Source organism: Clavibacter vidaverae (assembly GCF_047529985.1).
GTDB lineage: Bacteria > Actinomycetota > Actinomycetes > Actinomycetales > Microbacteriaceae > Clavibacter > Clavibacter nebraskensis_A.
The window spans coordinates 1,114,688-1,134,534 of the sequence record NZ_JBLJAM010000001.1 but is presented as its reverse complement, the minus strand read 5'-3'; the positions used below and the strand labels follow the sequence as shown (position 1 = coordinate 1,134,534).

Here is a 19,847-nt window from a genome sequence, read left to right as displayed (position 1 = left end):
GTCAGACGAGGCGCGCCGCGACGGCGCCCGGGCGGTTCCAGAGATCGGGCCACCCGACGCCCAGCTCGCGGACGAGCCCGCGGAGGGTGGGGAGCGACAGGCCGACGACCGTGCTGGGGTCGCCCTGGATCCGCTCGATGAAGGCCGCGCCGAGGCTGTCGATGGTGAACGACCCCGCGACCAGGAGCGGCTCGCCCGTGGCGACGTAGGCGTCGATCTCGGCGTCGTCGATGTCGGCCCGGAAGCGCACGTCCGCGACGGCCGCGCGCCCGATCCCCCGGACGATGCGGCCGTCGGCCACCTCGATCAGCCAGTGCCCGGAGTGCAGCCGGCCCTCCCGGCCGCGCTGGGCCCGCCAGCGCTCGGTGGCGCGCTCGACGGTGTGCGGCTTGCCGTGCACGACGCCGTCGATCTCGAAGGCCGAATCGCCGCCCAGCACCAGACCCGTGAGGGGCGCGCCCGCGACGAGCTGGCCGACGACCGCCTCGGCCTTGGCGCGTGCCAGCAGCTGCACCATGTCCTCGGGGCCGAGCGTCCCCTGGCGCGCCTCGGCCGCGGCGACCGCGGCGGGCTCGTCGACGTCGGAGTGCAGCACGACGGGCTCGATGCCGGCGGATCGCAGGAGCGCCAGGCGGGCGGGGGACGTGGAGGCGAGGTGCAGGCGCGTCGTCATCGGATCATCGTGGCATGCGCGCCCTCCGCGGCGGGCGCTCGCCGCCTCCCGGTGATCGTGCCGCCTCCCGGTGCGTCAGGGGTGCCGTCCGCCGGCGCTCGTGTGATCGTGCCGCTCCCCGGTGTGTCAGGGTTGCCGTCCGCCGGCGCTCGTGTGATCGTGCCGCTCCCCGGTGTGTCAGGGTTGCCGCATGGGTGAGCAGGTGGGCCGCGAGGTCGAGGTGGACGTGACCAACATCGCGCACGGGGGAGTCTCCGTCGCCAGGCACGACGGCCGGGTGGTCTTCGTCTCGGACGCGATCCCCGGCGAGCGGGTGCGCGCGCGCATCACGGAGGACTCCAAGAAGTCGTTCTGGCGCGCCGACACGGTCGAGGTGCTCGACGCCTCCCCGCACCGCCGGCCGCACGTGTGGGCCGAGGCCTCCGTCGACCGCGCGCCCGAGGACCGGGTCGGCGGCGCCGAGCTCGGCCACATCGACCTCGCCCACCAGCGCGAGCTGAAGCGCCGGGTCGTCGTCGACTCCCTCTCCCGCATGGCGGGCGTCGACCGCGAGGTCGAGGTCCAGGCGCTCCCCGGCGACGACGAGGCGGACGGCCTCGGCTGGCGCACGCGCGTCAGCCTGCACGTCGACGGCGACGGCCGCGTCGGCCCCTACTCCTCGCGCTCGCACCGCGTGATCCCCGTCGAGTCGCTGCCGCTGGCGACCGCGGGCGTCAACGGCGCCGCGCCGTTCGGCCAGCGCTTCCCCGGCGTCGAGGGCATCGACCTCGTCGCGCCCGCCGAGGGCCACGTGCGCATGCTCCTCATCGACGGCAAGCCGCAGCGCCGCGACACCATCACGGAGCGCGTGCGCGACCGCGAGTTCAAGCTGGAGGCCGGCGGCTTCTGGCAGGTGCACCGCCGCGCGGCGGAGACGCTCTACGACGCCGTCCAGTCCTCCATCGACGAGGCGCTCTTCGACCCGCGGGCCGCGAACCTCGACCTGTACGGGGGCGTCGGGCTGCTGGCCGCCGCCGTGGGCGACCGCTTCGGCGACACCGTGCGCATCACGAGCGTGGAGAGCGACGAGGTCGCCACCGAGTTCGCCGGCGACAACCTGGCCCAGTGGGTGGGCGCCGCGTCGCTGACCGCGCGCGTCGACCGCTACCTCCAGCAGCTCGTCCGTGACGCGAGCCCCGCCGAGCGCCGCCGCCTGCAGGGCGCGACCGTCGTCCTCGACCCGCCGCGCGCCGGCGCGAAGAAGCCCGTCGTCGACGCGCTCGCCGAGCTGCGTCCCGCCCAGGTCGTCTACGTCGCGTGCGACCCGGTCGCGCTCGCCCGCGACGTGGCGCTCTTCGCCGAGCGCGGCTACGAGCTCCGCTCCGTCCGCTCGTTCGACCTGTTCCCGCACACGCACCACGTCGAGAGCGTCGCCGTGCTGGTGCCCGCCGCGTCCTGACCCGGGGATCCCGGCCCGGCCGCTTCGCGCACGGGGCACCCGCGGCCCGGGGAGCCGCGCCGCCGGACGATACAGTGGGCGAGGGGACCGTCGGGGATCGACGGCGTCACGCGACGAGGGGGAGCCGGATGACCGAGACCACGCAGGGATCCGATCCGGCGGCCGAGGCCCGCCCGCCCGTCCGCGTCGCGGTGGTCGACGACCACGAGTCGGTGCGCCTCGGCCTGAAGGCCGCGTGCCTCGACGCCGGGTACGAGTTCATCCTCGCCGCCGCCAACGCCCGCGAGCTCGTCGAGGGCCTGGTGGGCCGCGAGTGCGACGTGGTCGTCCTCGACCTGTCGCTCGGCGACGGCTCGTCCGTCACGGACAACGTCAAGGCCGCGCAGGGCACGGGCGCCGCGGTGCTCGTGCACAGCATCGCCGACCGCGTCGCGAGCGTCCGCGAGGCGCTCGCCGCCGGCGCCGCGGGCGTCATCCCCAAGTCGTCCGCCACCCAGACCGTCATGGCCGCCGTCGCCACGGTCGCGCGCGGCGACGTCCTCAACAACCTCGAGTGGGCCACCGCCATCGACGCGGACCGCGACTTCGCCAAGGCCCAGCTCGGCCGCCGCGAGCGCGACGTGCTCCACCTCTACGCGTCCGGCCTGCCCCTCAAGCTCGTCGCGCAGCAGCTCGGCATCGCGAACAGCACGGCGCGCGAGTACCTCGACCGGATCCGCGTGAAGTACGTCGAGGTCGGCCGTCCGGCGCCCACCAAGGTCGACCTCCTGCGTCGGGCCGTGGAGGACGGCATCCTCCCGGGCCTCGATCAGGACGGCGGCGATGCCCGCTAGGCCACCGGCCGACGCGCCGCCGCCGGCGGCACACGTGACGCGCGCCCTCGCCGGGACCCCGCCGCGCACCCCCGACAACCCCATCAGCCTCGCCCGCATCGAGACGATCCTCGGCCGCGGTGCCGGGGCCTTCGGCCTGCTCTTCGCGCTGCAGTCGCTGCAGGTCATCAGCGAGCAGCTGGGCGGCATGCGGCTCGCCTGGAACGTCGCGTTCCTCACCCTCTTCTTCTCCGGCCTGGTCTGGACCTGCGTCGCCGGCATCATCCGCCGCGGCGTCGTGCCCGCCCACGCGACCGTGGCCGTGCTGTTCGTGCTCGCCCTCGCGACGTGGCCGTTCGCCATCGAGCCCGCCGCGCTCGCCACGACGCCGCAGCCGTTCCTCTACCAGGAGCTCACGGTGGCCACGACGTGCGCCGCCATGGCGTTCCGGCTCTGGATCGCCGTGATCTACACGGTCGCCGTGCCGCTCGCGCTCGGCTTTATGGAGGTGGTGGTGCGCCACGGCGTCATCACCCCGATCGACTCGTTCCTCCAGGTGCTGTACTCGATCATCCTCGGCGGCAGCGTCCTGATGATCGTCACGGTGCTCCGCCAGGCGGCGCTCGGCGTCGACTGGGCGCAGGGCACGGCGCTGACCCGCTACTCGCACGCGGTGCGCCAGCACGCGACCGAGGTGGAGCGCGTGCAGGTCGACGCGATCGTGCACGACAGCGTCCTCACGACCCTGCTCTCGGCGGCCCGCACCGCGGATCCCGCCTCCCGGGAGCTCGCTGCCACCATGGCCGCGAACGCCATGGGCCACCTCGCCGCGGCGGAGCAGGGCACCGACGACGACGCCTCGGTGCCGCTGCGCGCCGTCGCGAAGCGCATCGTCGACGCCGCCAGCGCGCTCTCCGCCCCGTTCGTGCTGGAGACCCGCGACCTCGGCACGCGCACGGTCCCCGTGGCCACCGCCGAGGCGATCTACTCCGCCGCCGTGCAGGCGATGATGAACAGCCTCCAGCACGCGGGCACCTCCGCCGAGACCATCACCCGCCGCCTCGTGATCGCGGGCCACGGCGACGAGGGGGTCGCGATCGACGTCGTCGACGACGGCGTGGGCTTCGACCAGCGCCGCATCCCCACCGAGCGCCTCGGCCTCCGCGTGTCCATCAAGGAGCGCGTGGCGCAGGCGGGTGGGCTCGTCACGATCGAGTCGGCGCCGGGGGAGGGGACGGCCGTGCGGATCCGCTGGCCCGCGCCCGAGGACCCCCACGCCGTGGTCGGCGTGCCGGCCGCGGACGCCGATGCCGACCCCGACGCGCCCGATGCGGGTACGGGTCCCCGCCCCGTCGACCTCGGGGAGGGCGTCCGGTGATCGTCGTCCCGCGCTCCATCATCCTGGGCGTCGCGGCCCTGTTCTCGGCGTACCACGTGGTGCTCGCCATCGTCGCGATCGACGCCCCCGCGGATCCGGCCGTGATGCTCCTCGCGGTGGCCCTCTACCTCGTCGCCACGACCTTGAGCCTGTGGCCGACGAGCCCCACCCTGATGCCCGTGTGGCTCGCGTCGTTCGACCTCGCGGTCGCGATCGTCGTGCCCGTGCTCGTCACCAGCCAGCTGCCGGTGGGGACCACGCTGCCGTTCGCGACCTGGCACGTGGCGGCCGTCGGCACCCTCATGACGATCGCCTCGGCTCGGCGACGGCAGGGCTTCGCCTGGGCGGGCGTCGTGATCCTCGCCGTCCAGACCGTGCTGTGGGCCGGACCCGGCGGCCTCGTCGAGTACGGCGTGACGGGCAGCGTCCTCTGGGTGGCCGTGTCGCACGTGCTCGCGCACGCCCTCGCGAAGGCGGCGCGCGACGCGCGCCAGTTCCACCGCGCCGAGCGCGAGGCGGCCGACTGGCAGGCGGCGCAGGAGGCGCATCTCTACGAGCGCCAGTTCCGCCTCCGCCAGACGAGCCGCATGGCGGTCCCCATGCTCCGCCGCATCGTGGAGACCGGCGGCGACCTGTCGCCGGAGGAGCGGCAGGAGTGCCTCTACCTCGAGGGCGCGATCCGCGACGAGATCCGCGGCCGCACGCTGCTCAACGACGCCGTGCGGGAGCAGGTGATGCTCGCCCGGCGCCGCGGCACGGTCGTGACGCTGCTCGACGAGGGCGGCATCGACGACCTCGACGAGGCCACGCGCGACGTCGTGCTCGACCGCCTGGCCGCGGCCGTGCGGGACACGCGGGCGGACAAGATCATCGCGCGCACGGTGCCGGAGGGATCCGACACGGCGATCACGGTCGTCGGCCTCAGCGTGGCGGGCGACGGCAGCGCGAGCCTGCTCGGCAGCGACGACCTGGACGACGAGGTCGACCTGTGGCTCGAGATCCCGCGCCCCCGCCCCTGAGCGGCGGCCGGCGGATGTGCTGAGAGGCGCGGGGCCGGTGCCTGCACCGTCCGCCCCGCGCCTCTCCGGTCATCCCGGTGACCCGAGCACCAGGATGATCCGCCCCCCGGCGTCGTCCGCTCACCACAGTTGGACGACGCCGTGTTGACTGACCCGCGATGCGGGCCCCCCAGCACGACGAGTCTCACGCACCGTCACGGGCGGGCCAAGTCGTCATTTGGGAGGACACAGCCTGTGGGAAATGCCGCGGGACCGGGCCGGGCGGTCAGCCCGAGAAGCCGCGCCAGCGCCCCGGCCCCGGAACGATCGTGCCGCGGACGCCGCGCTGCGACCGCTGCCAGGCGTCCGGCGCCAGGCGCTCGGGCTGCTCGGCGGAGGGCTGCGCCGCGAGCGCCGCGATGACGGCCGTGGCGGCCGCGAGCTCCTCCTCGGTGGGGGATCCGCCGAGCACGCGGAAGCCGCCGAGCGCGTCGTCGGGGGCGTCGCTCACAGCGGGATGTTCCCGTGCTTCTTGGGCGGCAGGCTGGCGCGCTTGGTGCGCAGCGCCCGCAGCGCCTTGATGACCGACGCGCGCGTGGCGGCCGGCTGGATCACGTTGTCGAGCTCGCCGCGCTCGGCCGCGAGGAACGGGCTGGCCACGTTGTACGTGTACTCGTTCGCGAGCCGCGTGCGGACCGCCGCGACGTCCTCGCCTGCGGCCTCCGCGCGCTTGATCTCGCCGCGGTAGAGGATGTTGACGGCGCCCTGGCCGCCCATCACCGCGATCTCGGCCGTCGGCCACGCGAGGTTGATGTCGGCGCCCAGCTGCTTGGATCCCATGACGATGTAGGCGCCGCCGTACGCCTTGCGGGTGATGACGGTGACGAGCGGGACGGTCGCCTCGGCGTACGCGTACAGCAGCTTCGCGCCGCGGCGGATGACGCCCGTCCACTCCTGGTCGGTGCCGGGCAGGTACCCGGGCACGTCCACGAGGGTGAGGATCGGGATGGAGAACGCGTCGCAGAAGCGCACGAAGCGGCTGGCCTTCTCGCCCGCCTCGATGTTCAGCGTGCCGGCCATCGCGTTCGGCTGGTTCGCGACGATGCCGACCGAGCGGCCCTCGACGCGCGCGAATCCGACGATGATGTTCGGCGCGAACAGCGGCTGCGTCTCGAGGAACTCGCCGTCGTCGACGATGAGCTCGATGATCGTCTTCATGTCGTACGGCTGGTTCGGGCTGTCCGGGATGATCGTGTCGAGCTTGAGGTCCTGCGCGGTGATCTCGAGGTCGGCCGTGCGGGGGAACTCCGGCAGCTCGGCGAGGTTGTTGTCGGGCAGGAAGCCGAGGAGCGTGCGCGCGTAGTCGAGCGCGTCGTCCTCGTCGCTCGCGAGGTAGTGGGAGACGCCCGAGACGCGGTTGTGCGTGAGGGCGCCGCCGAGCTCCTCGAAGCCGACCTCCTCGCCCGTGACGGTCTTGATGACGTCGGGGCCGGTGACGAACATGTGGCTGGTCTTGTCGACCATGATCACGAAGTCGGTGAGCGCGGGGGAGTAGACGGCGCCGCCCGCGGCCGGGCCCATGATGAGCGAGATCTGCGGGATGACGCCGGACGCGCGCGTGTTCAGGCGGAAGATCTCGCCGTACTTGCCGAGCGCGACCACGCCCTCCTGGATGCGGGCGCCGCCCGAGTCGAGGATGCCGATGATGGGGACGCCGGTCTTGATGGCGAGCTCCATGACCTTGATGATCTTCTCGCCCGCGACCTCGCCGAGCGAGCCGCCGAAGATCGTGAAGTCCTGCGAGTACACGGCCACCTGGCGGCCGTTGATCGTGCCGGTGCCGGTGACGACGGAGTCGCCGTAGGGCCGCTTCGCGTCCATGCCGAACGCGTGCGTGCGGTGGCGGACGAACTCGTCGAGCTCGACGAACGACCCGTGGTCGAGCAGCTGGTCGATGCGCTCGCGGGCGGTCATCTTGCCGCGCGCGTGCTGCTTCTCGATGGCGGACTCGCCGCTCGCGGTGACGGCCTCGTGGTACCGCCTCTTCAGGTCGGCGAGCTTGCCGGCGGTCGTGTACATGTCCGGGGCGCCGGCGTCCTCGTCTGGCTCGTGTGCAGTCACCCGCCTCACTGTACCGGCGGGCATCGGCCCCGCCGTTGTAGACCGCGCACAGAAGACGGGCCGTGCCGGGTGCGGTGTCCTCCTGGTCGGCTGGGTACGGTGACGGCATGGACCTCCCGCTCAGCCGCCTCGCCGCCCCGCGCCTCGTCGCCCTGGACACGGCCGGCTCGACCAACGACGAGCTGGCCCGGCGGGCGTCCGCGGATCCTGCCGGCTGGCCCGACGGGTCGGTCCTCCTGACCTTCGACCAGACGGCGGGGCGCGGGCGCCGCGGCCGCACGTGGGTGGCGCCGCCCGGCCGGACGCTCGCGGTGAGCGTGGTCTGCGCGCCGGGTCGCGCGGACCTCGACCCCGGCTGGCTGCCGCTCGTCGCCGGGCTCGCGCTGGTCGCCACCCTGCGGGACGTCGTCCCCGCGCCCGCCGAGGTCACGCTGAAGTGGCCGAACGACGTGCACGTCGACGGGCGGAAGGTCTCGGGGATCCTCGGCGAGCTCGTCGCGCCCGGCCTGCTCGTCATGGGCACGGGCCTCAACCTGACGCTCGACGAGGCGGAGCTGCCCACGCCGACCTCCACCTCCCTCCGCCTCGCCGGCGTGGCCGAGCCGGACGTCGACGCGATCCTCGCGGCCTACCTCGCGGCGTTCCGCGCGCGCTGCATCGCGTGGGTCGACGCGGACGGCGACGCGCGCGCGGCGGGCCTCGTGGCGGAGCTCGCGCGGACGTGCGCCACGATCGGGCGCGACGTGCGGGTCGAGCTGCCGGGCGGCGGCGAGCTGCTCGGGCGCGCGACCGGGGTCGACGACGACGGGCGGCTCACCGTGGAGTCGCCCGGGGATCCGGCCATCACGTCTGTCGCCGCCGGGGACGTGACGCATCTGCGGTATCAATGAGGCATGGCGCACACGGGTGACACGCAGCGGTACGCACCCGGCGAGGGCGGCAGGGCACTGCCCGTCCGCGGCGGGCGCCGGGCCCGGCGCAAGGCGGAGAAGGCGGAGCGCGAGCGCCGCGCGGAGGACGAGGCGGGCCGCCTGACGGCCGTGCACGACGTGGATCCGCGCCTCGGCCGCCCCGCCGCACCCCCCGCCGCGCCGCCCCAGCAGATCTCTGCCGCCGAACCCGAGCGCATCCTCGTCCGCCTCCGCCCGCACGGCCGCGCCCTCACCCTGCCCGTGCTCCTGCTCATCGCGATCTGCCTGGCCGCCGGCTACCTCGGCGGCTGGTTCCCCGAGCCGTGGGAGAACGCGCTGCTGCTCGTGGCGCTCGCGGGCGTCGCGGTCTTCGTCACCGTGCTGCCCGTGCTCGTGTGGTTGAACCGCCGCTACACGGTGACGACCCGGCGGCTCATCGTCTCGCACGGGTTCTTCGTCCGCACGCGCCAGGAGCTGCTGCACTCGCGCGGCTACGACGTCACCCTGCGGCGCGGGCCCTTGCAGCACCTGCACCGGAGCGGCCACGTCACCATCAACGCGGGCCTCGAGTCGCCCGTCGTGCTCCGCGACGTGCCGTCGGCCGTGCTCGTGGTGCAGGCGCTGCAGGACCTCATGGAGGAGAACGCGAACATGGTGGCCGAGCGCCGCCGTCAGGAGGAGTCGCGGCGCGGCCGGCCGGGGGATCCCACCTGGCGGCAGGCCGACGTGTGGCCCGACGACACGCAGCCCTGGCAGCGCGGCTGACGCGTCGGGCGGCGCGGTGCGTGTCGGCGTCTCCGCATCGCGGGCCTCAGCGGACGGGGACGCCCTCCGGTTCGTGCGCGGCGGTCGCTGCCTCCGCGGTCGCGGCCTCTGCGGTCGCGGGCGGCACGGCATGGCGCCGGGCCGGGGAGTACACCCACTGGCGGTAGAGCACGAAGCGCACCGCGGATCCGAGCCCGAGGCCGATGACGTTGGCCGAGACGTTGTCGGCGAGCGGCGACGTGAGGCCGAGCACGTAGTGCGAGACGTAGAGGCACGCGAGGCCGATGCCCATGCCGAGCAGGCTCACGGCGAGGAACTCGAGCGCCTCGCGGCCGCGACGCGTCGTGCGCTGGTCGCCGAAGGTCCAGTAGCGGTTGCCGATCCAGTTGACCGCGATGGCGACCACGGTGGACGCGACCTTCGCGAGCAGCGGGCCCACGTCGAGGGCGTCGGGGTGCAGCACGGTGGCGCGCAGGAGGTTGAAGACCGCGAGGTCCACCGCGAAGCCGAGGCCGCCGACGAGCCCGAACCGCGCGATCTGCACGCCGAGCGAGGCCAGGGAGCGGCGTGGGGACATGGGCGGGGTCCGTCCGGGATGCGGGAGGATGGCGGGTGGCGCGACGGACCACGATACCGGCTGCATCCCGGCACCGGTCGCCGGCCGTCCCGCCGTCGCCCGCAGTCGCCTGCGGGCCCACCCACCTGGAGGAGGACACCATGACGCCCACCGTCGGAGTCGTCGGAGGCGGCCAGCTCGCCCGGATGATGATCGCGCCCGCCGTGGAGCTCGGCATCGGGATCCGCGTGCTCGCCGAGGCGGACGGCATGTCCGCCGGCCTCGCCGCCACCGCCGTCGGGGACTACCGCGACCTCGACGTCGTCCGGGCCTTCGCGCGCGACGTCGACGTGATCACCTTCGACCACGAGCACGTCCCGCAGCACGTCCTGCGCGCGCTCGTCGCGGAGGGCGTCGCCGTGCACCCCGGCCCGGACGCCCTGCTCGTCGCCCAGGACAAGCTCCTCATGCGCGAGAGGCTCGAGGCGCTCGGCGTGCCCGTGCCGATCTGGGCGCGCGTCGCCGACCGGGACGCGCTCGCCGCGTTCCTCGCCGACAACGGCGGCGTCGCGGTCGTCAAGACGCCGCGCGGCGGCTACGACGGCAAGGGCGTGCGCGTCGTGCGCTCCGCTGACGAGGCCGACGACTGGTTCCAGGCGCTCGGCGCGGGCGACGCGCTGCTGGCCGAGGAGCTCGTGGACTACGCGCGCGAGCTCGCGCAGTCGGTCGCGCGCCGGCCGTCGGGCGAGATCGCCGCCTGGCCCGTCGTCGAGTCGATCCAGCGGGACGGCGTGTGCGCCGAGGTCATCGCGCCCGCGCACGGCGCGAGCCCGCGGCTGCGCGAGGCGGCCGAGGCCATGGCGCGCGGCGTCGCGGAGGGGCTCGGCGTGACCGGCGTGCTCGCCGTCGAGCTGTTCGAGACCGTGGACGGCCGCCTGCTCGTCAACGAGCTCGCCATGCGCCCGCACAACACCGGCCACTGGTCGATGGACGGCGCGGTCACGGGCCAGTTCGAGCAGCACCTGCGGGCCGTGCTCGACCTGCCGCTCGGATCCACCCGGCCGCTCGCGCCGTGGTCCGTGATGATCAACGTGCTGGGCGGGCCGGAGACGGGCACCGTCGCCGACCGCTACCCGAAGGCGCTCGCCGACCAGCCGGACGCCCGCTTCCACTTCTACGGCAAGGACCCGCGCCCCGGCCGCAAGGTCGGGCACGTGACCGTGGTGGGCGACGACCTCGACGAGACGGCGTACCGGGCGCGCGCCGCCGCGGCCTTCTTCCGCGGCTGAGCGACGGGCCGACCGCGGGCTGCGTGGCGCGGGCGGGCACCCGGCGGGCGGCACCTAGCATGGAGCCCGTGAATCCCGACACCCCTGCACTCGTCGGCCTCGTCATGGGCTCCGACTCCGACTGGAACGTGATGGAGAAGGCGTCCGTCGCGCTCGACGCGCTCGGCATCGCCCACGAGGTCGCGGTGCTCTCCGCGCACCGCACGCCCGAGCGGATGATCGCCTACGGGAAGACCGCGCGCGAGCGCGGGATCCGCGTCATCGTCGCGGGAGCCGGCGGCGCCGCCCACCTGCCCGGCATGCTCGCCTCCGTCACGACCCTGCCCGTCATCGGCGTGCCCGTGCCGCTGGCGACCCTGGACGGCATGGACTCGCTGCTGTCGATCGTGCAGATGCCCGCGGGCGTGCCCGTGGCCACCGTCTCCATCGGCGGCGCGGAGAACGCGGGGCTCCTCGCCGCGCGGATCCTCTCCACCTCCGACGAGCGCATCGCCGACGCCCTCGAGCGCCACCGCACGGACCTCGCCGAGCTCGTCGAGCGGAAGAACGCCGCGCTCCAGCACAGGGTCGCGTCGAGCGCGTGAGCCTGACCCAGCCCATCCGGCACCCGGACACCCGGTCGCCGCGCATCATGACCACGCGGGCCTGGTGGCTCGTGGTGCTGAACGTCCTCATCCCCGGATCCGCGCAGGTCCTCGCGGGGAACCGCCGGCTCGGCCGCGTGGGCCTCGCCTCCACGCTCGTCGTGTGGGGCCTCGCCGTCGTGGCCGGCGGCCTCGCGCTCTTCGCGCGCGGCGCGCTGCTGCAGGTCGTCTCGCAGGAGTGGCTGCTCCTGCTGCTGCAGGTGCTCCTCGCCGCGTACGCCGTGCTCTGGGTCGTGCTCGCGCTCGACACGCTGCGGCTCGCGCGGATCATCCGGGTCGCGCCCCGGGCCCGTCCCGTCATCGCGGCGCTGTCGGTGCTGCTCATGGTGGGCACCGCCGGATCCGCGGGCTACGCGGCGTACATCGTCGGCGTCGGCCGCGGCGCCCTCGGCGGGATCTTCGGCGACTACGCCACCGAGGCCCCCGTCGACGGCCGGTACAACATCATGCTGCTCGGCGGCGACGCGGGCAGCGACCGGGCGGGCCTCCGTCCCGACAGCATCACCGTGGTCAGCGTCGACGCCGACACGGGCCGCGCCACCATGGTCGGCCTCCCGCGGGACATGGAGAAGGTGCCGTTCTCGGACGGCTCGCCCCTGAAGGCGCGCTACCCGAACGGCTACCAGCGCTGCGACGTGGACGCCTGCATGCTCAACTCCATCTACACCGAGGTCGAGGTCTACAAGAAGGACCTCTACCCCGACGCGACGGAGAAGGGGAGCCTGCCCGGCATCGAGGCCATGCGCGAGGCCGTGCAGGGCGTCACCGGGCTCACCATCCAGTACTACGCGCTCATCGACATGCAGGGCTTCTCCGAGATGGTGGACGCGCTCGGCGGCATCGACATCGACGTGAAGCGCCGCATCGGCATGGGCTCCGGGCACGACGAGAAGTTCCGGCCGGTGCCGATCCCCGAGTGGATCGAGCCCGGGCAGCAGAAGCTCGACGGCTACCACGCGCTCTGGTACGCGCGCTCCCGCTACCAGGCCACCGACTACGACCGCATGTCGCGCCAGCGCGAGGTGCAGCAGGCCGTGCTGAAGCAGTTCGACCCGGCCAACGTGCTCACCAAGTTCGACGCGATCGCGGCGGCGGGTCAGCAGGTGGTCAAGACCGACATGCCGCGCGGCATGCTCGGCTACTTCACGCAGCTCGCCCTGAAGACCAAGGACCAGCCCATCGACGACCTGGAGATCGTGCCGCCGCGGTTCGACTCGCAGAAGCCGGACTTCCCGGCGATCCGCCGGGCGATCCAGGACCAGTTCGCGAAGGGCTCCTCGGGCTGATCCCGCGTCCGTCGTCTACAGGTCGGCGTGCAGCTGCCAGACCTTCTCGGCGGAGTCGCGCCAGCTGAAGGCGCGGGCGCGGTCGTGGCCCACGACGGCGAGGCGCTCGCGGGCCGCCGTGTCGGAGAGCAGGCTGCCGACGGCCTCGGCGAGGCGCAGCGGGTACCCGTCGGGATCCTCGCGGGGCACGACCACGCCGGCGTCCGCGGCGACCTCGAGGAGGGCCGGCGCGTCCGAGTGGACCACGGGGGTGCCGAACGACAGCGCCTCGATCACCGGGAGGCCGAAGCCCTCGGAGAGGCTCGGGTGGACGAAGACGGTGGCGCGGTCGAGGACGACCGCGAGGTCGGAGTCGGACAGCGCGCCGAGGCTGCGCACGCGCGACGGGTCGACGCCCGCCTCGTCCGCCACCTGCGCGAGCTCGACGTCGCCCCACGTGGCGGGTCCGACGATGAGGAGCGGCAGGTCGCCGGTCTCCGGACGCACGAGCGCCTGCACGAGCGCCTGCACGCCCTTGCGCGGCTCCAGGCTCCCGACGGTGAGCAGGTAGTCGGCCGGCAGGTCGAGCTCGGCGGCCCGGGCGTCGGGATCCGCGGGGAGCGCGAGGCGCGGGCTCACGGCCCCGCCGATCACCCGCACCCGGTCACCCAGGTCGACGTAGCGCGCGAGCTCCTCGGCGAGGGCGTGCGACGGCACGACGACGGCGTCGGCGTGCTTGCGGGCGCGCTTGGCCATGGCCTTCGTCCAGGAGACGGACGCGCTCGTCATGCTCTCGGGGTGCGTCCACGCGTTGACGTCGTGGATGGTGGCGACGATCTGGTCGTTCGTGTTCACGCGGTCGTGGCGGCGCAGCGGCGCGAGGAGGCCGGGCGCGTGCACCATGCCGGACGTGCCGGGGGTCGGCAGCCCGAGCTGCCAGGCGCGGGAGAGCTCGCGGCGGGGGAGCGGCACGCGCGTGATGCGGGCGAGGCCGGGCAGGCGCAGCTCGAGGTCGGCGGTCTGCTCCGGCGTGATCGCGGAGACGACGCCCTCGACCTCGCACCCGCTCGGGGTGGTGGCGACGATGGCGTTCGTCAGGTCCTCGGCGTAGCGGCCGATGCCGCCGGGCGTCGGGCCGGTCAGCTGGTCGATGATCACGCGCAGCGTGGTGGTCACGGTCCTCCATCGCGCGGGTGTCGGGTCGGCCCGCGGGAGGACCATCGTACCGACGCGCGCCCCGGCGGGGCGGGAGGAGCGCCCGGCGGGGTCAGCCCTGGCGCATCCGCTCGACGGCGTCCTTGGACGGGCCGTCGAAGGCGACCTTCCCGGACTGGATGAGGATCCCGCGCTCGCACAGGTCGGAGACCATGTCGAGGTCGTGGCTGACGACCACGAGCGTCTTGCCCGCGTCGTGCAGCTCGCGGATCTTCGCGAGGCACTTCCGCTGGAACGGCTCGTCGCCGACGGAGAGGATCTCGTCCACCAGCAGGATGTCGACCTCGGTGTGGATCGCGACCGAGAACGCGAGGCGCAGGAACATGCCCGAGGAGTAGTGCTTGACCTCGGTGTCGATGAACTTCTCGATCTCGCTGAACGCGACGATCTGGTCGAAGCGCGCGTCGATCTCGTGCTGCTCCATGCCGAGGATGGCGGCGTTGAGGTAGATGTTCTCGCGGCCCGAGAGGTCGGGGTGGAAGCCCGCGCCCACCTCGATGAGGCCGGCGATGCGGCCGCGCGCGAGCACCTCGCCGCTGTCGGGCTGGTAGACGCCCGAGATGAGCTTCAGCAGCGTCGACTTGCCGGAGCCGTTGAAGCCCAGGAGCGCCACGGACTCGCCGGGGCGCACCTCGAAGCTCACGTCCTCGAGCGCGTCGAAGGTGGATGCGAGGGGCTTGCGGCGGACGGCCGCGATGACCGTCTCCTTGATGGAGTGCGTGTGGCGGAGGAGGAACGACTTGCGCACGTTCTCCACGATGATGCGCGGGAGCGCGTCCGACTCAGAGGTCCTGGGCAAAGCGCCCCTCCAGCTTCTTGAAGACGAGCTGCCCGAGCAGGAGGCTCAGGAGCGAGACGCCGAGGGCGATGAACCCGTACATCCAGAGGTTCGGCGGGAGCTCGCCCGTGCCGCCCGTGGTGGGGTACCAGAACGCGGCGTGGAAGAGCTCGACCGCCGCGGTCACGGGGTTGAGCTGGTAGATCACGAGCATCCAGTCCGGCAGCACCTTCGCGACCTGCGCGTAGGGGTACAGCACGGGCGACGCCCACACCACGACCATGACGATGAGCTCGACGAAGTTCTGCGAGTCGCGGAATGACACGTTGGCCGCGCCGAACAGCATGCCGAGGCCGATGGCCAGGATGCCGATGATGGCGATGCCCAGCAGGATCCCGAGCACCTGCACGGGCGTGGGCGCCCAGCCGACGAAGAGGCACACGACCAGCAGGATCACGAGCTGCGGCAGGAAGTTCACGAGCGCCACGAACGTGCTCGACACCGGGAAGAGCTCGCGCGGCAGGTAGATCTTCTTGATCAGCGCCCCGTTGTCCACGAGCGACTTCGTGGAGTTGGAGAACGCCTCCGTGTAGAAGTTGATGAGGATGATCCCCGAGAACAGGTACACCGGGTAGTTCACCTGGTTGCGGTTGAGCTGCAGGAAGATCCCCATCGCGACGAAGAAGACCGCGAACTGCGCCGCCGGCTTCACGTACGACCAGAGCCAGCCGAGGACCGAGCCCCGGTACCTGACCTGGACCTCCTTCCGCACGAGGAGGGAGAGGAGGTAGCGGCGGCGGTAGACGTCCAGGAGCCCCGCGCCCGTGCCGGGCCTCGAGAACTCCCGGGACTGGGAGGTCGTCATGCTCGACACGTGGTGGTGCCCTTCGGACTGCGTGGGGCTCGCGCGGGGCGCGGAGCGGGGTCGGCGGAGGCGTCCGGGATCGGACCGGACACGAGTGTAACCGTCAGCGTGCCCGGAGGACGCCTCGGCCGGCGGCGTCGGACAGCGCCGCGCGCCAGTCGCGCAGCGGGGCGAGGCCCACGCGCGCCCAGCCGTCGTGGCCCAGGACGGAGTACGCGGGGCGGGGAGCGGGGCGCACGAAGGACGCGCTGTCGGTCGGGAGCACGCGCTCGGGATCCAGCCCCGCCTCGGCGAAGACGGCGCGGGCGAGGCCGTGCCAGGTCGTCTCGCCCGAGCCCGTGCCGTGGAAGACGCCCGCGGGCGCGCCCGCGTCGACGAGCTCGACGATGCGGGCCGCGAGGTCGACGGTCCAGGTGGGCTGGCCGCGCTGGTCGTCCACCACCGAGACCGTGTCGTGCGATGCCGCGAGCCGCAGCATCGTCGACGGGAAGGAGGGGCCACCCGCGCCGTACAGCCACGCGGTGCGCACGATGCTCGCGCCCTCCGGGTGGGCCTCGAGCACGAGCCGCTCGCCCTCGGCCTTGGTGCGGCCGTAGGCGGAGACCGGCGCGTGGGGCGCGTCCTCCGGGTAGGCGGAGGTGGCGGATCCGTCGAAGACGTAGTCGGTGGACACGTGCACGATGCGCGCGCCCGCCTCGGCCGCGGCCCGCGCGAGCACGCCGGCGCCCGTCGCGTTGACGGCGCGCGCCTCGTCCTCGTGCTCCTCGGCCGCGTCCACCGCGGTGTACGCGGCGAGGTTCACGACGACGTCGTGCCCGGCGACGGCGGCGCGGACGGCGGCCGCGTCGGTGATGTCGAGCTCGGCGCGCGCGGGCGCGGTCACGTCGTGCGCGGCGAGGGCGGGCAGGAGGTCCTGCCCGAGCATGCCGCGGCCGCCGGTGACGAGGACGTGGCTCACGCGGGCAGCTCGGCGCGCGACTTCAGCGGCTCCCACCAGGAGCGGTTGTCGCGGTACCACCGCACCACGTCCGCGAGGCCCTGCTCGAACGGGACCTGCGGCGCGTAGCCCAGCTCGCGCTGGATCTTGGAGATGTCCACCGAGTAGCGGAGGTCGTGGCCCTTGCGGTCCTCGACCCGGTCGACGTACGACCAGTCGCGGCCGGTGGCGTCGAGGAGGAGCTGCGTGAGCTCGCGGTTGGTGAGCTCGGTGCCGCCGCCGATGTTGTAGATCTCGCCGGGCGCGCCCTGCACGAGCACGAGCGCGATGCCGCGGCAGTGGTCGTCGACGTGCAGCCAGTCGCGGATGTTGAGGCCCTCGCCGTACAGCGGCACGTGCTCGTCGTCGATGAGGTTCGTGACGAACAGCGGGATGACCTTCTCGGGGAAGTGGTACGGCCCGTAGTTGTTCGAGCAGCGGGTGATCGACACGTTCAACCCGTGCGTGCGGTGGTACGAGCGGGCGAGCAGGTCGCTGCCGGCCTTCGACGCGGAGTAGGGGGAGTTGGGCTCGAGCGGACGCTCCTCGTCCCACGACCCCTCGGCGATGGATCCGTAGACCTCGTCGGTGGAGACGTGCACGAAGCGCTCGAGGTCGTGGCGGAGCGCGGCGTCGAGGAGCTTCTGCGTGCCGAGCACGTTGGTCTCGACGAAGATGCTCGCGTCGCGGACGGAGCGGTCGACGTGGCTCTCGGCCGCGAAGTGCACGACGGCGTCGACCTGCGGGATCCACTCGTCGAGGACGGCGTCGTCGCGGATGTCGCCGTGCACGAACGTGTAGCGCGGGGAGTCGCTGACGGGCGCGAGGTTCTCGAGGTTGCCGGAGTAGGTGAGCGCGTCGAGGACGACCACGTCCGCGCCCTCCAACCCGGCGTAGTCGTCCGCGAGCGCGTGGCGCACGAAGTTGGAGCCGATGAAGCCGGCGCCGCCGGTCACGAGGATCCTCATGGGGATACGTCCTTCGGTAGAGGCGCCGGAGGGGTGGGCCGGCGTCGTGGGCCGGCGTTCGGGCGCCGGGCGCTCGATCCTATCGGGGGAGCCGATCCGCGCGGCGGGGGCCGGGCCCCCCACATCAGGGGTGCGGCGCCGGTCCGCGCACAGTCGGGCCGGGCATCATGGACGCGTGCCCCGGACCCCGCCCGCTGCCCGCCTGCGGGAGCTCCTCGCCGACCGCCGGGTGCGCTTCCTCCTCGTCGGCGGGTTCAACACCGTCTTCGCCTTCGTGCTCTTCGCGGCCCTCGAGGCGACGGCCGGCCGCGCCCTCGACCGGGCCGGGAACCCCGTGGCAGGCTCCCTCGTCCCGCTCCTCGGCAGCTACGCCGTCGCGATCCTGGTGGCCTTCGCGCTGTACCGCCGGCTGGTCTACCGCGTGCACGGCCACGTGCTCCGCGACCTCGGGCGGTTCGTCTCCGTCTACGTCGTCTCCATCACGCTCAACGCGGTCCTCCTGCCCCTGCTGGTGGCGGTCGGGGTGCCGCGGCTCGGCGCGCAGGCGCTGCTCGTCGTCCTCATCACCGTCGTCAGCTACGTGGGCCACGGGCGCTTCTCGTTCCGCCGCACGTCCCCCGGAGAGGGGGAGCCCTCGCCCGAGCCGGAGGGCGCAGGACCCGCTGCCCCGCGCTGACGCGTTGCTAGGGTCGGCAGCGTGCAGATCCGAGAGCTCGCCGTACCCGACGCCTACGAGCTGACCCCCGTCCAGCGGACCGACGACCGGGGCGTGTTCCTCGAGTGGTACCGGTTCGACGAGATCCAGGAGGCGGTGGGCCACCCGCTCGACCTGCGCCAGGCGAACATGAGCGTGTCCCGGCGCGGCGTCGTGCGCGGCGTGCACTTCGCCGACGTGCCGCGCGGCCAGGCCAAGCACGTGAAGGCCGTCTCGGGCGCCGTGCTCGACTTCATCGTCGACATCCGCGTGGGATCCCCGACCTTCGGCCGGTGGGACAGCGTCCGCCTCGACACGGAGACGCACAAGGCCGTCTACATCTCCGAGGGCCTCGGCCACTGCTTCGTCGCGCTGACCGACGACGCCGCCGTCACCTACCTCGTGAGCGACGTCTACAACCCGTCCGCCGAGCACGGCATCACGCCGCTCGACCCCGACCTCGGGCTCGTCTTCCCCGAGGAGGCCGGCGAGCCGCTCCTCTCCCCGAAGGACCTCGAGGCCCCGACGCTCGCCGAGGCGGCGGCGGCCGGGCTCCTCCCCACCTGGTCGGACATGCGCGCCTTCCACGACTCGCAGAAGGTGAGCTGACCCGTGAAGGGCATCATCCTGGCCGGTGGATCCGGCACCCGGCTCTGGCCGATCACCAAGGGCATCAGCAAGCAGCTGATGCCGATCTACGACAAGCCGATGATCTACTACCCCCTGTCGACGCTGATGATGGCCGACATCCGCGAGGTGCTGATCATCACGACGCCCGAGTACAACGACCAGTTCCGGGCGCTCCTCGGCGACGGCTCGCACCTCGGCATGCGCATCGAGTACGCCGTGCAGCCGTCGCCCGACGGGCTCGCGCAGGCGTTCGTCATCGGCGAGGAGTTCATCGGCGACGACTCCGTCGCGCTCGTCCTGGGCGACAACATCTTCCACGGCGCCGGCCTCGGCACGAGCCTGCGGAAGAACACCGGGATCGACGGCGCGCTGATCTTCGCCTACCACGTGGCGGATCCCACGGCCTACGGCGTCGTCGAGTTCGACGAGGACTTCACGGCCGTCTCGATCGAGGAGAAGCCGGCGGAGCCCAAGAGCGCGTACGCGGTGCCCGGCCTCTACTTCTTCGACAACGACGTGGTCGGGATCGCCAAGGGCATCCTGCCCAGCGAGCGCGGCGAGCTCGAGATCACGGCCGTCAACGACCACTACCTCCAGGCCGGCCGCCTCCGCGTCCAGGTGCTCGACCGCGGCACCGCGTGGCTCGACACCGGCACGTTCGAGAGCATGATGCAGGCGTCCGAGTACGTGAAGGTCATCGAGGACCGCCAGGGCTTCAAGATCGGCTGCATCGAGGAGATCGCGTACCGCGCGGGCTGGATCGACCTCGACGCACTGAAGGCGCTCGCGGCGCCGCTCATCAAGAGCGGGTACGGGAGCTACCTGGCGGAGCTGGCGGAGTCGGCCGACCGGGCGCGCTGACCTCCCGCCC

At 73.2% G+C, this 19,847-nt stretch carries 21 protein-coding genes; 12 read left to right on the top strand and 9 right to left on the bottom strand.

Annotation, left to right across the window (positions count from 1 at the left end):
* Position 1 precedes the first annotated feature (1 nt).
* Positions 2-673, bottom strand: a complete 672-nt coding sequence (locus ACMT9T_RS05240) for a Maf family protein (protein ID WP_414744553.1) — start codon at positions 671-673, stop codon at positions 2-4.
* A gap of 190 nt (positions 674-863) precedes the next feature.
* On the opposite strand from ACMT9T_RS05240, the gene ACMT9T_RS05235 reads away from it, so the two are divergent.
* The 4 genes from ACMT9T_RS05235 to ACMT9T_RS05220 all read left to right on the top strand — a co-directional run bounded on the left by ACMT9T_RS05235 (position 864) and on the right by ACMT9T_RS05220 (position 5,320).
* Entirely contained in the window at positions 864-2,111 is a 1,248-nt protein-coding gene (locus ACMT9T_RS05235) for a class I SAM-dependent RNA methyltransferase (RefSeq protein WP_414744552.1), read from the top strand.
* 128 nt (positions 2,112-2,239) lie between these two features.
* Positions 2,240-2,944 (top strand): response regulator transcription factor, encoded by a 705-nt coding sequence (locus ACMT9T_RS05230; RefSeq protein ID WP_116052643.1) that lies wholly within the window; start codon positions 2,240-2,242, stop codon positions 2,942-2,944.
* A 34-nt stretch (positions 2,945-2,978) separates the two neighbouring features.
* Positions 2,979-4,301, top strand: a complete 1,323-nt coding sequence (locus ACMT9T_RS05225; RefSeq protein ID WP_414744551.1) for a sensor histidine kinase — start codon at positions 2,979-2,981, stop codon at positions 4,299-4,301.
* The gene (locus tag ACMT9T_RS05220; RefSeq protein ID WP_414744550.1) at positions 4,298-5,320 is read left to right on the top strand and encodes a hypothetical protein; all 1,023 of its coding nucleotides are present in this window, start codon (positions 4,298-4,300) and stop codon (positions 5,318-5,320) included. The genes ACMT9T_RS05225 and ACMT9T_RS05220 overlap by 4 nt, the downstream gene beginning before the upstream one ends.
* A 265-nt stretch (positions 5,321-5,585) precedes the next feature.
* On the opposite strand, the gene ACMT9T_RS05215 is transcribed toward ACMT9T_RS05220, so the two are convergent.
* Positions 5,586-5,810: an acyl-CoA carboxylase subunit epsilon gene (locus ACMT9T_RS05215; RefSeq protein ID WP_414744549.1), complete on the bottom strand. Its 225-nt coding sequence runs from the start codon at positions 5,808-5,810 to the stop codon at positions 5,586-5,588.
* The gene (locus ACMT9T_RS05210; protein ID WP_116052639.1) at positions 5,807-7,444 is read right to left on the bottom strand and encodes an acyl-CoA carboxylase subunit beta; all 1,638 of its coding nucleotides are present in this window, start codon (positions 7,442-7,444) and stop codon (positions 5,807-5,809) included. The genes ACMT9T_RS05215 and ACMT9T_RS05210 overlap by 4 nt, the downstream gene beginning before the upstream one ends.
* A gap of 83 nt (positions 7,445-7,527) precedes the next feature.
* Here ACMT9T_RS05210 and ACMT9T_RS05205 point away from each other — a divergent pair, with 83 nt between their 5' ends.
* Entirely contained in the window at positions 7,528-8,310 is a 783-nt protein-coding gene (locus ACMT9T_RS05205) for a biotin--[acetyl-CoA-carboxylase] ligase (RefSeq protein ID WP_414744548.1), read from the top strand.
* A 3-nt stretch (positions 8,311-8,313) separates the two neighbouring features.
* The gene (locus ACMT9T_RS05200; protein WP_414744547.1) at positions 8,314-9,096 is read left to right on the top strand and encodes a PH domain-containing protein; all 783 of its coding nucleotides are present in this window, start codon (positions 8,314-8,316) and stop codon (positions 9,094-9,096) included.
* A 46-nt stretch (positions 9,097-9,142) separates the two neighbouring features.
* Here ACMT9T_RS05200 and ACMT9T_RS05195 read toward each other — a convergent pair whose 3' ends face one another.
* A complete protein-coding gene (locus ACMT9T_RS05195; RefSeq protein ID WP_414744546.1) occupies positions 9,143-9,673 on the bottom strand; it encodes a GtrA family protein in 531 nt (176 codons plus the stop codon).
* 140 nt (positions 9,674-9,813) lie between these two features.
* On the opposite strand from ACMT9T_RS05195, the gene ACMT9T_RS05190 reads away from it, so the two are divergent.
* The 3 genes from ACMT9T_RS05190 to ACMT9T_RS05180 are packed head-to-tail and all read left to right on the top strand — an operon-like array spanning position 9,814 to position 12,871.
* Positions 9,814-10,941 (top strand): 5-(carboxyamino)imidazole ribonucleotide synthase, encoded by a 1,128-nt coding sequence (locus ACMT9T_RS05190; RefSeq protein WP_414744545.1) that lies wholly within the window; start codon positions 9,814-9,816, stop codon positions 10,939-10,941.
* Between the two features lie 59 nt (positions 10,942-11,000).
* Positions 11,001-11,525 (top strand): 5-(carboxyamino)imidazole ribonucleotide mutase, encoded by a 525-nt coding sequence (gene purE, locus ACMT9T_RS05185; protein WP_414744544.1) that lies wholly within the window; start codon positions 11,001-11,003, stop codon positions 11,523-11,525.
* The gene (locus tag ACMT9T_RS05180; protein ID WP_414744543.1) at positions 11,522-12,871 is read left to right on the top strand and encodes an LCP family protein; all 1,350 of its coding nucleotides are present in this window, start codon (positions 11,522-11,524) and stop codon (positions 12,869-12,871) included. The genes purE and ACMT9T_RS05180 overlap by 4 nt, the downstream gene beginning before the upstream one ends.
* Before the next feature lie 15 nt (positions 12,872-12,886).
* On the opposite strand, the gene ACMT9T_RS05175 is transcribed toward ACMT9T_RS05180, so the two are convergent.
* The 5 genes from ACMT9T_RS05175 to rfbB all read right to left on the bottom strand — a co-directional run bounded on the left by ACMT9T_RS05175 (position 12,887) and on the right by rfbB (position 17,652).
* Complete coding sequence (locus tag ACMT9T_RS05175; RefSeq protein WP_414744542.1) at positions 12,887-14,026, bottom strand: glycosyltransferase family 4 protein; 1,140 nt, start codon at positions 14,024-14,026, stop codon at positions 12,887-12,889.
* A 91-nt stretch (positions 14,027-14,117) separates the two neighbouring features.
* Positions 14,118-14,864 (bottom strand): ABC transporter ATP-binding protein, encoded by a 747-nt coding sequence (locus ACMT9T_RS05170; protein WP_414744541.1) that lies wholly within the window; start codon positions 14,862-14,864, stop codon positions 14,118-14,120.
* Positions 14,848-15,717 carry an ABC transporter permease gene (locus ACMT9T_RS05165; RefSeq protein ID WP_414744540.1) on the bottom strand — a complete coding sequence of 290 codons (870 nt, stop codon included), beginning with the start codon at positions 15,715-15,717 and terminating at the stop codon, positions 14,848-14,850. Before ACMT9T_RS05165 ends, ACMT9T_RS05170 begins: the two co-directional genes overlap by 17 nt.
* 94 nt (positions 15,718-15,811) lie before the next feature.
* Positions 15,812-16,666, bottom strand: coding sequence for a dTDP-4-dehydrorhamnose reductase (rfbD, locus tag ACMT9T_RS05160; protein WP_414744539.1), 855 nt, complete (start codon positions 16,664-16,666; stop codon positions 15,812-15,814).
* Positions 16,663-17,652, bottom strand: coding sequence for a dTDP-glucose 4,6-dehydratase (gene rfbB / locus ACMT9T_RS05155; protein ID WP_414744538.1), 990 nt, complete (start codon positions 17,650-17,652; stop codon positions 16,663-16,665). Before rfbB ends, rfbD begins: the two co-directional genes overlap by 4 nt.
* 175 nt (positions 17,653-17,827) lie before the next feature.
* On the opposite strand from rfbB, the gene ACMT9T_RS05150 reads away from it, so the two are divergent.
* Genes ACMT9T_RS05150 through rfbA form a run of 3 tightly spaced genes read left to right on the top strand, consistent with a single transcriptional unit; the run spans position 17,828 to position 19,837 of the window.
* A complete protein-coding gene (locus ACMT9T_RS05150; protein ID WP_414744537.1) occupies positions 17,828-18,328 on the top strand; it encodes a GtrA family protein in 501 nt (166 codons plus the stop codon).
* Positions 18,329-18,349: 21 nt separating this feature from the next.
* Positions 18,350-18,955 carry a dTDP-4-dehydrorhamnose 3,5-epimerase family protein gene (locus tag ACMT9T_RS05145; protein ID WP_414744536.1) on the top strand — a complete coding sequence of 202 codons (606 nt, stop codon included), beginning with the start codon at positions 18,350-18,352 and terminating at the stop codon, positions 18,953-18,955.
* A gap of 3 nt (positions 18,956-18,958) precedes the next feature.
* Entirely contained in the window at positions 18,959-19,837 is an 879-nt protein-coding gene (gene rfbA / locus ACMT9T_RS05140) for a glucose-1-phosphate thymidylyltransferase RfbA (RefSeq protein ID WP_414744535.1), read from the top strand.
* Positions 19,838-19,847: the final 10 nt, after the last annotated feature.